General features: G+C 47.4%; 11 protein-coding genes. All 11 read right to left on the bottom strand.

The genetic code is table 11. From position 1 onward, the window contains the following. Nucleotides 1-1,953 precede the first annotated feature (1,953 nt). Nucleotides 1,954-3,318 carry an FAD-dependent oxidoreductase gene (locus NST25_RS29205; protein WP_038573671.1) on the bottom strand — a complete coding sequence of 455 codons (1,365 nt, stop codon included), beginning with the start codon at nt 3,316-3,318 and terminating at the stop codon, nt 1,954-1,956. 334 nt (nt 3,319-3,652) lie between these two features. Then, nucleotides 3,653-5,287, bottom strand: a complete 1,635-nt coding sequence (locus NST25_RS29210; protein WP_076123967.1) for a formate--tetrahydrofolate ligase — start codon at nt 5,285-5,287, stop codon at nt 3,653-3,655. Between the two features lie 248 nt (nt 5,288-5,535). Further along, complete coding sequence (locus tag NST25_RS29215) at nt 5,536-6,012, bottom strand: glutathione peroxidase (protein WP_340393027.1); 477 nt, start codon at nt 6,010-6,012, stop codon at nt 5,536-5,538. A gap of 141 nt (nt 6,013-6,153) precedes the next feature. After that, nucleotides 6,154-7,020, bottom strand: a complete 867-nt coding sequence (locus NST25_RS29220; RefSeq protein WP_340393029.1) for a M15 family metallopeptidase — start codon at nt 7,018-7,020, stop codon at nt 6,154-6,156. Nucleotides 7,021-7,220: 200 nt separating this feature from the next. After that, on the bottom strand, nt 7,221-9,020 hold the full coding sequence (locus NST25_RS29225) for a DEAD/DEAH box helicase (protein ID WP_081383618.1): 1,800 nt from the start codon (nt 9,018-9,020) through the stop codon (nt 7,221-7,223). Nucleotides 9,021-9,410: 390 nt separating this feature from the next. Further along, complete coding sequence (locus NST25_RS29230; RefSeq protein ID WP_076182022.1) at nt 9,411-11,078, bottom strand: AarF/UbiB family protein; 1,668 nt, start codon at nt 11,076-11,078, stop codon at nt 9,411-9,413. Beyond that, nucleotides 11,079-11,426 (bottom strand): phasin family protein, encoded by a 348-nt coding sequence (locus NST25_RS29235; protein ID WP_036681962.1) that lies wholly within the window; start codon nt 11,424-11,426, stop codon nt 11,079-11,081. It abuts the gene before it with no gap. A gap of 98 nt (nt 11,427-11,524) precedes the next feature. Continuing rightward, the gene (locus NST25_RS29240; RefSeq protein ID WP_076123974.1) at nt 11,525-12,163 is read right to left on the bottom strand and encodes a ThuA domain-containing protein; all 639 of its coding nucleotides are present in this window, start codon (nt 12,161-12,163) and stop codon (nt 11,525-11,527) included. A 205-nt stretch (nt 12,164-12,368) separates the two neighbouring features. Further along, a complete protein-coding gene (locus tag NST25_RS29245; protein ID WP_076282139.1) occupies nt 12,369-13,181 on the bottom strand; it encodes a uroporphyrinogen-III synthase in 813 nt (270 codons plus the stop codon). A 103-nt stretch (nt 13,182-13,284) separates the two neighbouring features. Continuing rightward, entirely contained in the window at nt 13,285-15,288 is a 2,004-nt protein-coding gene (locus NST25_RS29250; protein WP_179086281.1) for a methyl-accepting chemotaxis protein, read from the bottom strand. A gap of 229 nt (nt 15,289-15,517) precedes the next feature. Beyond that, on the bottom strand, nt 15,518-15,913 hold the full coding sequence (locus NST25_RS29255) for a transcriptional repressor (RefSeq protein WP_076123979.1): 396 nt from the start codon (nt 15,911-15,913) through the stop codon (nt 15,518-15,520). Nucleotides 15,914-15,941 lie beyond the last annotated feature (28 nt).

Here is a 15,941-nt window from a genome sequence, read left to right on the forward strand (position 1 = left end):
GACCCTAATCGCAACTTTCGAGCACATTTGGCTTGCCATCGGACCCCATGGTCGCTATTAGCACGAAAAACACACTAGTTTTACCTCGTTCTATGTAATAGCTGCACTGGAGTCCGAAATCACACTCAAAAGGCGATTAATTGCTAAATACCGGCTTCTGAGTCCGAAAGCTTCTGCGGGGGGCGATGACTCGGCACGATCGGACTCAGTTGACCCTATTCGTAGCTTTTGAGCACATTTGGCTCGCTATCGGACCCCATAGTCGCTATTAGCACCAAAAACACACTAGTTGTACCTCATTCTATGTAATAGCTGCACTGGAGTCCGAAATCACACTCAAACGGCGATTAATTGCTAAATAGCGGCTTCTGAGTCCGGAAAATTCTGAGGTGGGCGGTTTCTCAGCATGATCGGACTCAGGTGACCTTATACAGAGCTTTTGAGCAAATTTGGCTCGCTATCGGACCCTACAGTCGCTATTGGCACGAAAAACACACTAGTTGTACCTCATTCTATGTAATAGCTGCATTGGAGTCCGAAAGCACACTCAAACGGCGATTTATTGCTAATTAGCGGCTTCTGAGTCCGAAAGCTTCTGCGGAGGGCGATGATTCAGCACGATCGGACTCAGATGACCCTAATCTTAGCTTTCGAGCACATTTGACTCACTATCGGACCCCATAGTCGCTATTAGCACGAAAAACACACTAGTTGTACCTCATTCTATGTAATAGCTGCATTGGAGTCCGAAACCACGCTCAAACGGCGATTATTTGCTAATTAGCGGCTTCTGAGTCCGAAAGCTTCTGCGGGGGGCGATGACTCAGCACGATCAGACTCAGTTGACCTTATTCGTAACTTTCGAGCACATTTGACTCGCTATCGGACCCCATAGTCACTATTGGCACCAAAAACACACTAGTTTTACCTCATTCTATGTAATAGCTGCACTGGAGTCCGAAACCACGCTCAAACGGCGATTATTTGCTAATTAGCGGCTTCTGAGTCCGAAAGCTTCTGCGGGGGGCGATGACTCAGCACGATCGGACCCAGTTGACCCTAATCGTAACTTTCGAGCACAATTGGCTCGCTATCGGACCCCATAGTCGCTATTAGCACCAAAAACACACTAGTTGTACCTCGTTCTATGTAATAGCTGCACTGGAGTCCGAAATCACGCTCAAACGGCGATTAATTGCTAAATAGCGGCTTCTGAGTCCGGAAAATTCTGAGGTGGGCGGTTTCTCAGCATGATCGGACTCAGTTGACCCTATTCGTAGCTTTCGAGCACATTTGGCTTGCTATCGGACCCTATAGTCGCTATTGGCACGAAAAACACACTAGTTGTACCTCATTCTATGTAATAGCTGCACTGGAGTCCGAAATCACACTCAAAAGGCGATTATTTGCTAAATAGCGGCTTCTGAGTCTGGAAAATTCTGAGGTGGGCGGTGACTCCGCACGATCGGACTCAGATGACCTTATACAGAGCTTTTGAGCAAATTTAGCTCGCTATCGGACCCCATGGTCGCTATTAGCACGAAAAACACACTAGTTGTAACTCATTCTATGTAATAGCTGCATTGGAGTCCGAAACCACGCTCAAACGGCGATTATTTGCTAATTAGCGGCTTCTGAGTCCGAAAGCTTCTGCGGAGGGCGATGACTCAGCACGATCGGACTCAGTTGACCTTATACAGAGCTCCTGAGTCCGGAAGCTTCTGCAGAAGGTGGTGACTCAGCACGATCGGACTCAGTTGACCCTAGTCGTAACTTTCGAGCACATTTGACTTACTACCATCACCGAAGCCATTGGATTGCATCTACCCAAGCAGCTATTCAGCACCTAACAAAAAAAAGCAGTGATCCTCCCGTAACAGGAGGATCACTGCTTCTCTAGCTTTACAAGGCTGTCTTATTCTTCGATAAATCACTCAGGAACAACGTCCCTTTTTAAACCGTTACAGCCTCTTTGCTTGGTACTGTTGTCGGCAGCGCTTGAAGACCTACTGTATTCAGGAAGTTCCAAGGTTTGTTGTAATGCGGTTGGAAGAAGAAATCGATAAAGGCTAGTTGGTCGATTGTCATATGATTTTGAATACATACAGACACTGTGTTGATCGATTGCGTCAGATCCATCTTGGACATAATTTGAGCCCCGAGAATACGGCGTGTGGCGCGATCAAACACTACTTTTAACTGTACCTGCTCAAAGGTGGGCATAAATTCCGGACGGTAGTTATCAATAATCATGGCGGTTTCTACGTCCATTCCTTCAGCCTTAGCTCCTTCTTCAGTAAGCCCTGTTGCAGCGATATTGTCTTCATAAATCTTAATGCCCGAAGTCCCTTGTGTACCCATATAAGGAATGGTCTCTGTTACCAAGTTGCGTGCAACTAAGGTTCCCATCCGCACGGCATTGGTTGCCAGTGGGATATAGGCGTGTTTGCCTGTAGGGTTGTAATGAATCGCACAGCTGTCGCCAGCGGCATATACATCCGGGCAGCTAGTCTGCATATAGTTATTGACTACAATGGCACCATTGGGCAGCATATCGACTTGACCTTTTAAGAGTTCAGTATTAGGACGGAAACCAATGCAGAGAATGACCAGATCTGTCTCATGCTCACCTTTGCTTGTAATAACCTTTGTTACCTTACCGTCTTTGCCTGCAAAAGAGCTAACCTTCTCATTCAGTGCCAATTTAATCCCATGATCCTGAAAAGATTGTTCGATCGGTGCAGTAAATTCCTGGTCCAGATATTTACTCAGAATGCGATCTTCACCATCAATTAGTGTAACTTGCTTGCCATTCATTTGAAAAGCTTCCACCAGTTCTACGCCGATATATCCAGCGCCGACGACGGTGATTTTATTTGCTTGTTTAGCTTTTTCTATAATAGTGTTGGAATGATCATAGTTCTTGGAAAGTAAAATCCCCTCGAGTTCAAATCCTTCAAGCTTCGGTACAATCGGCCATGAACCTGTAGTCATAATCAGCTTATCGTAGGTATCAGCGAACTCGTGGCCTGTCTCCAGATTGCGTACACGCAATGTTTTGGACTTCGTATCCACTGCAGTTACTTCATGACGCATATTGGTCTTTACGCCAAGCTCTGCAAGCTTTTCTGGTGAAGAATAGAATAGCCCCTCTGGGTCTTTAACCACTCCACCTACATACAAGGCAATCCCACAGGATAAGAAGGAAATATTATCATTACGCTCATATACAGTAATCTCGGCATCCGGGTAAAGCTGAGCAGTATTCACAATTGCGGCGGTTCCGGCATGGGTACATCCAATGACAGCTACTTTCATTATTTCTTCCTCCTTCAAATGGACAATCGGGTTATATATTTGACTTGCATGACCGATCAATGATGGAATCTGATCAACAATGGGTTAGTTGTGATTTATTTCACTTTATAAACTGATTATATTGTGATATTTATCACATTACAAGTCTTTTTTACCTATATCCTCATATTGTTCACAATTTTAAGTTTTTTCCGCCACTGCTGCCGAATGCGACTCCGTTAGCTTTGCCACGTGGGAGGTACATTATGATCCGCATTTGCAGGAATCCAAAGGAAGCATAAAAAAAGGCCTCCCCTCTAATACCAACAAGGAGAAGCCTTTTATTAAAACACTTTTACACCAAACCGTGAATCTCTCCGTCCTCATCCATCCATAGTCCCTCAGCGGCTGGCTTAGCTGGCAGACCTGGCATCGTAACGATGTTGCCTGTAATAACTACCGCAAAACCTGCACCAAGCGAAAGGGTAATATCTCGGACACCAATCGTAAAGCCTTCCGGTGCTCCGAGGAGTCTAGGCTGGTCGGAGAAGGAATAAGGCGTCTTCGCCAAACATACTTGAAGATCATTTAGCCCAAGCCGCTCGATAACCGCCAGACTCCGCTTAGCCGCCGGAGAAAAGTTCACTTCTGCCCCGCGGTAGATCTCACGGACAATTTTGTTGATTTTGGATGAAATGTCGAGATCCTTCTCATACAGAGGAGCAAACTGGCTCGGGCCACTATTGTCCAAGAGCTTGTTCAGTTCAGAAGCCAATTCCTGTCCACCTGCACTACCTTCCGCCCATACTTTTGAGATCGCGGCTGGCACGTTTAAATTGCGGCAGGCCTCCAATACATCATTAATCTCGCCCTCACTGTCCCCTTCAAAATGATTTATGGCAACTAAAACAGGGACTCCAAATTTACCGAGATTCTCTACATGACGTTCTAAGTTCACCAATCCCGCGCGAAGCGCCGTCCGATTCTCGGTTAGAAGCTCACCTTTAGGCACACCACCGTTATATTTTAAGGACTTAACAGTTACGACAAGAACAGCAGCAGAAGGGGTTAACCCGGCCTGTTGGCATTTGATATCCATGAATTTCTCTGCACCAAGATCCGCTCCGAAGCCTGCTTCGGTGACCACAACATCTCCCAGCTTAAGGGCATAACGAGTGCCAATAACACTGCTACAGCCATGAGCGATATTCGCAAACGGCCCCCCGTGTACAATAACAGGCGTACCTTCCAGAGTCTGTACCAAGTTTGGCTTAACTGCTTCCTTAAGCAGCGCTGTCATCGCTTCAACGGCCCCGATTTGCTCGGCTGTTACCGGTTGTCCCTCTTGGTCATATCCAATCAGAATACGGTTTAAACGCTTCTTGAGATCAATAAGGTTATCGCATAAGCATAACACAGCCATAATCTCAGAAGCCGTTGTAATCTGAAAGCCACTTTCCCGTACCGCTCCATTTCCGTCCCCGAGCCCAGTCACAATACTGCGTAGGCTGCGGTCGTTCATATCCATGACACGTTTCCAAACGATACGCTGCGGATCCAGTCCCAGCTCATTGCCTTGGAAGATATGATTGTCAATCATTGCGGACAATAAATTATGCGCAGAAGTTACCGCATGAATGTCACCGGTAAAGTGCAAATTAATCTCATCAGCCGGAACAATCTGCGACTTCCCGCCGCCTGTTGCACCGCCCTTCATCCCTAAGCAAGGCCCAAGCGAGGGCTCACGTAAAGCAGCCACAGTCTTCACACCTGCTGCATTCATTGCCTGCGCCAACCCGATGGTTGTTAAGGTCTTACCCTCTCCAGCAGGGGTCGGATTCACCGCAGTGACCAGAACCAGCTTGCCATCTGGCTTGTTTTTCATATCCTCCCATAAGGAAGGTGAGAGTTTGCTTTTATATTTGCCGTATAGTTCCAGATGCTGCTCGTCGATTCCTGCTTGTGCTGCTACCTCTGTAATTAACTTCATGCTTGTATAAAACCCTCCTGCCGTTATTATCCTGCTGTACTCCGCTTTTTTATGCATGTTCGCACAGTTGCTATATTCTCTTCAAAGGATACATCGTCTTTTTAAAGCGTCAAGTATAATTTATCACAATAAAAATTCAAGGCAATCTCCATTAATCCTTTAAAAAAAGAAAATCCCCGCGAGCATCGGTCGAAACCGAGTCGAGGGGATACTTGGAAGATCACTCTGCAACTGACCCCATAATGGATCTACAGTAGTGACTCAATATGTTGTTTCATCGTTTCCGGCGATTCTTTGGGCTCCACACGAGCCACTACATTGCCGCTGCGATCAATTAGAAATTTCGTGAAATTCCAGCTAATGTCACTGCTGTCCCCAGAACCAGGCTGCTGCTCCTTCAAATAATTGAAAAGCGGGCTGGCATCCGGTCCATTAACATCAACTTTGGCGAATACCGGAAAGGTAACTCCATAATTAATCTGACAGAATTCCTCAGCCTCTTCACTCGTACCTGGCTCTTGGCCCGCAAACTGGTTGCAGGGGAATCCTAATACTACAAGTCCTTGATCGCTATACTGTTCGTATAGTTTCTGAAGATCTCCATACTGTGGCGTAAGTCCGCACTTACTAGCCGTATTAGCAATCAGCAGCACCTTACCTTCATACTCCGCAAACGGCACTTCTTTACCCGAAGGTGTAACGCCGGCAAAATTGTAGATCGACATCTTTATTCCCCTTCTTTCCTTTTACTTAGACTACACTACGTATCTTACCCGAACTGTAAGGGAATGCAACTTCTGAACTCTTTTTATAGCCATAGAAAAAGCAGCCCTACAAATTTCATAGGACTGCTCTCTGCGTCTGTGTTATTTCGATACCGGAATTGCGTCATAATATTCTTCCAACGTAATATCCTTCTCATTGATATAGGCAGCAATGTCCTTACCTACATAACGGATATGCCAAGGCTCGTACTTATATCCGGTAATGTCTTGCTTACCTTCAGGATATCTGATGATAAAACCATATTCCCCTACATGCTTGGCCAACCACTCGGCTTCCTTCGTCCCACCAAAACAGCTCTCAGCGGCACACTTGCCGTCGCTTCCCGAGACATCAATAGCCAGCCCGGTCTGATGCTCGCTATAGCCAGGGACTGCACTGTAAGTACGGGCTTTTTCTTCCCCATCTCTCTCCACATAACGGTTATACAAAGTCGTCTGGGTTGCCTGTGAGCGGTAGGCAGAAACGCCTGCTAAATAAATTCCGTCTTCCTCTGCACCTGCGAACATCTTCTCCAAGGCTTTAGCGGCTTCGCTGCGCATCATACGCTTTTCGATTTTCTCTTTGAAGGTAAACCGGACATCAGGATAGACAAGATCCGTTGGTTTATAATTATCAGGCAAACCATACTGCTTATTTACCATCACTGTAATACTATCAGGCTCTGCAGATATAGGATCTGGAACACTACCTGCATTATCACCGCCTGATTCAGGCGGACTAGAGGGTTCTGATGGATCTGTTGTATCCGATGGATCAGCTACTGCCGGGTCTGTAATCCCCCCTCCATCACTTTCCCCCGTCTCCCCAGGCTCACCTTGAAGATTATCCCCCACATTTATATTTGAACCGTTACTCTCCGAAGCAGAAGGAGACGTGTACTTTCCTATTCCCCAACCGATAGCAATAACGACAATTAACAAGATTATAATTTTAAATTTTTTTGACATCTGTAAGTTCTTCCTCCTCGAAGCCGAACATTCTATTTATCTATTAGACAGGCTTTCCTTCATAAATGTTTCACTAAGAACCTATTTTTAATATAAAAATCAATATGTTCCACGCTATAAAATAAAGGTTACCATAGGTCATTAGCTTCAGCGCTAACTACCCTATGGTAACAAGTTTCATCTATAAAACTCTACTAACTTTATCTGGAAGTGCCGCGACCGCCGCTTTTAAAGCCACCGGATCCATTGCTACGGCCACCGCGTGAAGATCCGCCGCCGCTGTTGCGGCCGCCTTTGCCAGCAGCGCCACCCTTGGCACCGGCGTATCCACCTTTGCTGCCTTTACCACCTTTGCCGCCTCTAGACGGGCCTGCACCGTAGCCGCTGCCTAAGCCGCCACGTGGAGTGCCTCCAGTGTATGCACCGCCGTCCGCACCTCTAGCTACGTTCTCACTGTAGCCAGTGCTTGGTCCGCCCTTCCGGTTCGCACCGCGCGAACCGGCGCTAGGCGTTGCCGCGTTACCGCTGGCAGACGCTTCGCCTCGGGAGGCGAAGGCGCCATAGCCGCCGCCTACTCGCACTACGCCGGCAGCCTTGCCGCCGCCCTTAGGAGCAGCAGCGTCATAGCCGCTGCCGCCACGCTTGCCCGCCGCCGCATCGGAACGACCGCGGCGACCTTCTGCAGGCGCGCCCCAGCCGCCTGCTTCTTTACCGCGGCCACGGCCACCTTGCCGCGCTCCGCCTTCGCCGCGCGGAGCTCCGCCGCGGCCAGAGCCGCCGGTCTTCGGCCCGCGGCCCGTGCGCGCTGCTTCAGCGCCGCCGCTTTGGCGACCGCCGTGGCGTCCGCCGCCCTGCACAGGGATGAATTCGCCAACGCCGAATTCATCCTTCTCGTAACGGCGGCGATCCAGCCGCTGCGAGATGCCATGCTCGATCAAATCCAGACCCTCTTGATCACGTGGAGATACGAAAGTTATTGCAAGCCCTTTGCCTCCAGCACGGCCAGTCCGGCCGATCCGGTGAATATAGCTATCCACATCAAGCGGCATATCATAGTTAAAGATGTGAGTAATACCTTCAACATCCAGACCCCGAGCTGCTACGTCTGTCGCTACAAGCAGCTGCAGCTTCGCATCACGGAATCTTTTCATCACGCCTTCACGTTTACCTTGGGACAAATCACCGTGCAGCTCGTCACATTCATAACCGGCTGCTTGCAGCGCTTCGTTCAAATTGGATACCCGTCGTTTCGTCCGGCAGAAAATAATAGCCAAGTAAGGACGATCCCGTTCAATGAGGGATTTGAGCGCTTCTTCTTTATTACGGTCCGAGCATTCCACTACTTGCTGTTTTATATTATCCAGCGGAATCGGAGAACCACTCTTAATGATGATATCCAGTGGCTCTTTCATGTAATTAGCAGCGAGACGTTTAATCGGATCAGGCATTGTCGCGGAGAACAACATAGTCTGACGACGATAAGGGACAGCCGTAATGATGGTCTCAACATCCTCCAAGAAGCCCATGTGCAGCATTTGATCGGCTTCGTCCAGAACGAGCATTTTTACGCCGCTAAGATCCAGCGTCTCCCGGCGCATATGATCCAAAAGTCTGCCCGGTGTACCGATGATAAGATGTCTGCCGCCTTCCAGCTTGCGCAGTTGCTTCTCTACATCCTGACCCCCGTAAACCGCCAATATTTTGATATCCGTGTGACGCGCCAGCTTGCGTGCCTCTTCTGTAATTTGCAAAGCCAGCTCACGTGTTGGAGCCATAATCAGCGCCTGAGGGTAAGCCCGCTCCGTATGGATCTTGTCCATAATTGGCAGCAAAAAGGCCAAAGTCTTCCCTGTACCTGTCTTCGCTCTAGCTATTACGTCCAAGCCCTGCACCAATGGCGGAATGGCTTCCTGTTGCACTGGCGTAGGCTTAACAATGCCTTGACTTTGAAGCAATGTACACAGTAATTCTGAAACTCCTAAATCTTTAAATCCCGGCAAATTCTCCACCTCACTATTTTCTCGGTTTAATTTGATTACATCTCTTTCTTAACTTCCGTCTTCAAAAGCCCTGTATGAGGCAGCCTGCATAGGCTGTCCTGTTCTGGGGCATATGCTTCACATTCAGCTATATTCAAACAAAAGCGGAAGAACACCGTCACCGGCATCCTTCCGTCCCATGTATCCCTTGACCCGTTAAAAGAGTGCGGTCAAAGTTCGGTTTCTGGGCAGCAGCGATCCACCGGACGTTAAGACGGCACTCCATTTGCGTTCCATTCCACTTTATACAATAGAAGTAAAGTTAAGCTTAGAAAGTTATCTTTTATATTGTACTTGATAGAAAGGCATTTGTGTGAAACTGCTGAAGAATAATTATTCAAATCCCTTAAGCTAGAACCTTCCCGATTTAAAAATCGCATAGATCAGCCACAAGAACATCAGAAGAGCCACTACGCTGCCAACCTCCACTGTAGGGAAATTCCATAACACTGAAGGCTGTCCACGCATCGCAGTACCAATTATGAGTCCTGTCATGATGATGCTAAACGCGAGCATCACAATACTGAAAGCTAAACGGTTACCTACCCGGTCCAGCTTACGCTCCAGATTCTGCATCTCAGGTGCCACAATCTCCACCTTTATCTTCCCCTTACTGATCAGCGCGGATAACTGCTTTGCCTGCCCAGGAAGCTCCAGCAGACTCTCTGTTAAGTCCGCTACGCCTCCCAGGAACTTACGCTGCAATCGACTGCCGCTAAAGCGCTGCTTCACAAGTTCCCGCCCAAAGGGTTCCGCCATCTCCAAAATACTGATGGTTGGATCTAAGTTGCTGATGACTCCCTCCAGCGTGAGCATTGTCTTCCCTAACATCGTCAAATCCGGCGGCAGTACTAGACGGTGTTTTCGCGCTATGCCGAACAGATCATTCAGGGCTTTGCCTATACTCATTTTGCTAAATGGAACATCATAATATTCATCCCGCAGCCGATCCATATCATCATGCAGCGCACTTCGATCAGCATCCTCGGGAATGACTCCAAGACGCAAAATTGCCCGGACCATTGCATCCGTATTTTTGCGCATCAGAGCGATAATAAGTGCAGACAGCTGCTCCTTCATCTCCTCATTCAGCCGACCCATCATGCCAAAATCAATCAAAGCCAGCTTTCCATCACCCATCCGTATAACATTGCCCGGATGAGGATCAGCATGGAAAAAACCATGAATGAAGATTTGTCTAAGCATCATCTCCACAAGTTGCTGAGCAATGGCTTTAAGCTTAACGCCTTTACTCAGCAACTCATCGCGACGACTCAGTGTTGTCCCTACCACATATTCCATCGTCAGCACTCGTGTTGACGTATAGTCCCAATAGATATCCGGGATGTACACTCCCTCATAATCCATCTGTTGATCGATTTTCTCTGCATTACGCCCCTCTTGGCTGTAATCCAGCTCGCCAAGCAGCGATTTCGAGAACTCCTCTACCATACGGCACAGCTGATATTGCCTCGCCCAAGCGAGCCGCTTTTCAGCAAGCATGCTTAAATCTTTGAGAATTTCCAAATCCCTGCTCATCGTTCGCAGAATACCAGGACGTTGAACTTTAACAGCTACGACTTGTCCACTGTGAAGCACAGCCCTATGCACCTGACCGATGGATGCCGCAGCAAGTGGCGTATCCTCAAAAGAATTAAAGATTTCATCCATATGCTGGTCCAGTTCCTGCTCAATGATCGCGCGCACGCGGTCGACAGGAAAAGGAGGCACATTATCCTGTAGTTTTACCAATTCCTGAATAATAGAATCAGGCAGCAGATCTGAACGGGTACTGGCGAGTTGTCCCAGCTTAATAAAGGTTGGACCCAAATCCTCCAGCACCAGCCGAATCCGCTCCCCGAGCGTAAGGCTTGTGTGTGCTTCCTGCGTTACAAGACGACGTGGAAGGGATAGTAAGTGATAGAGCCCCAGCTCTTCCACCATATAGCCAAAACCATGGCGCATAAGCGCCATGGCAATTGCCCGGTAACGTCCGGCATGTCTAATGCGTACTGCCATTTAGTCCGAACGCGTTTCCGCCGATGTTCCCTCTAGATGGGAAATTCCCTCTAGCTCGGCCAACCGGCGCTCCAATACTGCAATTCGCCCTTCCAGCTCGGCAATATCGTTTTGTACAGGCACATTCATTTCCTTCAGCACGCGTTGTACTTGCTCTTGTACAGCAGATTTGAACATGCCTCGTTCTTCCTCACCACGTTCAATCAACCGATCGACGAGAGCCCTAGATTCCGAAGGAGCAAGCTCCCCGCGTTTCACTAGTTCTTCAACAACCTTCTCTACTTTTTCCTTACTGACAATGGTGAGGCCCACTCCTAAAGAGATCGCTTTTTTAAACAAATCACTCATGGCACTTTCCTCCCAAAGATTCCGTTTCATTACATAACGGAGTTTATGATTAAAGTATACCCCACTGTGTACGTATTTCAAAAAAAACACAACATTGCTTAGTTAGTGACCGGAATACGGGCAGCCCAAGTAGCCGCCTGTAGAATTAGTTTACGTAGTGCCGGATGACGGAAGGAGGGTTCATGATGACCAGGCATAAGGAATACTACTCGTCCTAAACCATAGCTATGGCACCATGCAGCTGGAATCCATTGCCCCTCAGATTCATATTGAAGTAGAATAGTCCGTTCTGTGAACGGGTCAAATTCAAAATGATAGGGCTCCTCATCCAATTGGAAATCTTCCACACCTTCGGTGATGTCATGCTCTAGCACTTTGAAGTTCAGGGGTTCGTAAGCTGTGTGTCCGTTAAATCGACCCCCGATTAGCTGTGCAAGCTCGTTACGTTTCGTCAGCGAAGCTCCCGTATGAAGAACAATGAGTCCGCCTCCTCCACTTACATAGCTGAGCAAACCAGCCGTTTGTTGAGGGGAGACTGTTTCGTTCCACAATTCATTGTAAGCAATACATAGGTCATAACTTGCTAAATGCTCAATGCGCATTAATTTTTTATTTTCTGAACATTGCACGGTTAATAAATCATTTAAGATCTCACTAATTTGTTGGTCCACTCCTTGAAGTGGATGAAACCGGGGATGGGTGTAATCACCAAGTAATAGACATTTTCTCTTGTCCATGGGATCCTCCTCCTTATTCGTTGTTATTATTCGTCACATGTTGCCTATATTCTAAGGAAAACTGCCGCGAATGTCCATGCAGATGGCAGGTATATTGCTCTTTGGGCTTATTTTTCCGGGTAAAAAAGCATCCCCGGCCATGATAACAGGCGGGAATGCTTCTGTGCGATAACGTCATTCGTGTAAAGCTGACGCAACTTGTGACTTAGCGATTCGCCGCCACATATTTGCCTAGCTCTACAATCATGCTTCCCATCCGTTCATGCTCAGGCATAATGATACGCTGTACGCCCTCTTCTTTAAGCGCCTCAGAGGTAATCCGTCCTACAGAAACAGCAAGCACTTTATCCTCGAAAGACTTCAGCATTTCTTCCAGCTTTCCCTGTTCCCGGGCAAATTGACAGAGGAAACGAAACTGTGGTGCACTCGTAAAAGCCACGGCATCAATTTTGCCTGATATGATTTCTAGAAGCAATCTTTCCAGTTCGCCCGGCTCAGGTGGGGTATGGCGATACGGCAGCACTTGGCGGGTAGTAGCCCCAGCCTCCTGCAGCCATGCAAGCATATGAGGAGCTGGATCGCCGTGCAGCTGAAGAACGACTTCTTTCCCTTGCAAATTCAGGGATTGAAGCCCACGAATCAATCCGATTGTACTTCCGTCGTCGTCACGAACCTCCGGCGTAAGTCCTCTTTTTTTCAAAGCATTCACTGTCTTATAACCCCGTGCGGCAATAATAGAACCAGAAAGTACTTCTAAGAAACGTTCTTCGATCCCCATTCGCTCAGCCATATCGAAGAGAGCATCAAGTCCCATCCCTGTAGTCAGGATCGCCAAGTAGGGAGGCTGATTGATCCATGCATTCAAACCTTTCTGCAAGGCCTCGTCATCAAGAAATACAGTCCCTTGAGCAGGCCGGCCTACTGCCGTCCCCCCCATATTCTGAACCAGCTTGGCCATTTCTTCCGATTTGCGCGGACCCGCCAAGGCGACAGTGATCCCTTTTAATTGCTCTGCCATTTCCTATTATCTCTCCTCTCTCCATTGCCTAACCCAACATTATTGTTTATCAGTATACTTGCAAAGGAGTTCAAAAGGGAAGATAAAAAGCACGGTTCTCCTATCAGAAATCATTCTTATTACCAGAAGCGTTTATCTTAAAGCGGCTCGCCAGCTTCTGCAGTTCTTCTGCAAGACGGCTAAGGTCGGTAGACGAGGATGCCATCTCCTCTACAGAAGCAAGCTGCTCTTGTGCGGCAGTTGCGATAGTCTCCGTATTCACAGCCGCCTCTTCCGATATGCCGCGAATTTCCCCAATAGCCTTCTCCATATCATTAGATTCCACCAATAAAGTCTGCACAACCCCACCCATGGCTTCAATCTTCTCCGCGGCACTCTTTACTGCTCTTCGGATACGAGAGAAAGAACGTCCGGAAGTATCCACAGCCTCAATACCTTCGGATACGCGCTGTCTGGTGTCTTCCATCGTATGAGTTACCAGCAGCATTTCACTATTAATAGCGGTAATCTGTTCGGCAATCAAATGTGCGGATCTCTCTGATTCCTCTGCCAGCTTACGCACCTCGGCAGCAACCACCGCAAATCCACGCCCTTGTTCCCCGGCTCTGGCTGCCTCAATGGAAGCATTGAGAGCCAGCAGGTTGGTCTGGCGGGCAATCCCGGTGATGACACCAACAATGCCCTCAATTTGACTGGTTCTTTCATTCAGCTTGTCAATTACACTGCCCAGCTCTCCGACCGTTTCATGGATACCATTGATTTTGTCCACCACGCTGATAACCGAATCATTGCCTTCTGATGCTGAGAGTGAAGTCTTGTCCATCATTGTGGATACTTGCTCCATATATGTGGAAATCTGCTCGACCTCACTAGCTGTAGCGGCAGTGCTCTCCATTCCTTTTCGTACACTAACCACCTGTCGCTCCGTCCCTGCCGCTACGTCCTGAATCGCTATGGTCACCTGCTCAATCGTTTGGGCAGTCTGATCCGCACTAGCCGTCAGTTCTTCCGCTGAGGAGGATACATTGCTTGTCATCTCCTGCACGCCAATGATCATCTCGCGCAAGCTGATCACCATTAATTGAAAATTCTCTGCCAGCAGCCCTATTTCATCTTTACGGAAAACACCCATGTCTTCCGACAGATCACCTTTGGCTATCACCGCAGTTGCTTTCCGCAGCCGGAAAAGCGGTCTCAAAATCGATTGAATATTAAAATAAATCACAACCAGCGCAAGCAGAACGGAAACTACAATAACAAGCAGAGCTGTATCGCGAATTCCACTAGTTGCTGAGTTAACCTCATCAATGCTGATCGTACCTCCGATTCTCCAACCCGTCAGTTCATTGACCATAAAGGTCATCTTTTTGGACGTATCCTTGAAGACATAATCGAAGACCCCTTGTTCTTTCTCGAACATTTTCTTAACAAAATCATCAGACGATTCCTGCCCGATAGCTTCTGTAGGATGAACTAGAAACTTCTTGCTGTTATCAACGATGAGGATATAACCTTCCTTGCCTACCTTAATTGAGGTCAGCTCCCCTAAAGTAGACAGGTTAAGATTCATTGTGATCACCCCATCACCGCCCTTAAGAACCGTTGATATCGCGATCGCGGTTTCCTTATTTACGGTTTGAAAAGCCGGAGAAATCACTGCCCCTTTTCCTTGCTTCAGAGAATTAATATAGGCGCTTTCCTGCCTTGGATCATAACCCTCTGGCAGCTTAGCATCTAAAGCATGAATAGCCTTGCCATTGCTTGTACCCACATAAATGTCCAGTACATCCGGATGCAGCGCCACATATTCCTTCAGTCTGGCTTTTACAGCAGAGGAAGTCCCCCCAGATCCCTCACTGTTGATCCCCTCAGATGAAAACTCCGCGGCAAAATAAGAAATCGCATCTATTTTGGATTGAATATTAGAGTTAATGATTTCATTTACGGCCAACACACTTTCGGTAGCATTGTTCACCAGTTGATCTTCCACTTCCTGGCTGGCAGCTTGATAGGTTCGCCAGCCTATTATAATACTGGGCAGCAGCAGTATTATTAGGTATGTAAGAATTAACTTGGTACGGATAGTCATACCCGCATTTTTTTTCATAGACGTCATCATCTCTCTCTCATCTCAGTCTTAGGCAAGGATACATTTACCAGACTTAATATATAATTTAAAATCTGTTTTAGGAACCGATTTTCCTCCTATCTTTCTTTGTTTTTCTCATTTTTTTTGAGAATTGTCATATAAATGCAACAAAAAAGGCCGCCTCAATGAAAGCGGTCTCTCCGGATATACATATTATTACCGTAGCACAGGCTCCGGCACCTCTATCCTAATTATTCTTTTTGTTCTTACAGTTTGGGCAGACGCCCCCGAATACTACATGAGCATGACCAATGGTATAACCGGTATCCTTGGCCACTGTATTCATCCATTCACGCGGAACTTGATTCATAACCTCATCCACTGCTCCACAAACTTCACAAATGATATGCTGGTGATCATCCATACGTGCGTCATATCTGCTGGCAGCTTCACCAAGCTTAAGCTCACGAATCATTTGTTTATCTGAAAGATAACGCAGAGAGTTATATACCGTACCGTATGCTAAGCTATGTCCCTGCTCTACTAGCCGATTCATTACTTCCGCAGCAGTAGGATGGTCATGTGAATTAAGGACGATATCGTAAACGGCTTGACGTTGGGAGGTCAAATTTAGACTTTTCATTCCTATCATCCTCTAACTTATTTTTAGA

Source organism: Paenibacillus sp. FSL E2-0190 (assembly GCF_037992965.1).
Classification (GTDB): domain Bacteria; phylum Bacillota; class Bacilli; order Paenibacillales; family Paenibacillaceae; genus Paenibacillus_AQ; species Paenibacillus_AQ odorifer.

Excerpts from the sequence above, each read along its gene's own strand:
- NST25_RS29245 (WP_076282139.1), bottom strand. The coding sequence starts at position 13,181 with ATGGCAGAGCAATTAAAAGGGATCACTGTCGCCTTGGCGGGTCCGCGC.
- NST25_RS29230 (WP_076182022.1), bottom strand. The coding sequence starts at position 11,078 with ATGGCAGTACGCATTAGACATGCCGGACGTTACCGGGCAATTGCCATG.
- NST25_RS29205 (WP_038573671.1), bottom strand. The coding sequence starts at position 3,318 with ATGAAAGTAGCTGTCATTGGATGTACCCATGCCGGAACCGCCGCAATT.
- NST25_RS29240 (WP_076123974.1), bottom strand. The coding sequence starts at position 12,163 with ATGGACAAGAGAAAATGTCTATTACTTGGTGATTACACCCATCCCCGG.
- NST25_RS29250 (WP_179086281.1), bottom strand. The coding sequence starts at position 15,288 with ATGAAAAAAAATGCGGGTATGACTATCCGTACCAAGTTAATTCTTACA.
- NST25_RS29215 (WP_340393027.1), bottom strand. The coding sequence starts at position 6,012 with ATGTCGATCTACAATTTTGCCGGCGTTACACCTTCGGGTAAAGAAGTG.
- NST25_RS29220 (WP_340393029.1), bottom strand. The coding sequence starts at position 7,020 with ATGTCAAAAAAATTTAAAATTATAATCTTGTTAATTGTCGTTATTGCT.
- NST25_RS29210 (WP_076123967.1), bottom strand. The coding sequence starts at position 5,287 with ATGAAGTTAATTACAGAGGTAGCAGCACAAGCAGGAATCGACGAGCAG.
- NST25_RS29255 (WP_076123979.1), bottom strand. The coding sequence starts at position 15,913 with ATGAAAAGTCTAAATTTGACCTCCCAACGTCAAGCCGTTTACGATATC.
- NST25_RS29235 (WP_036681962.1), bottom strand. The coding sequence starts at position 11,426 with ATGAGTGATTTGTTTAAAAAAGCGATCTCTTTAGGAGTGGGCCTCACC.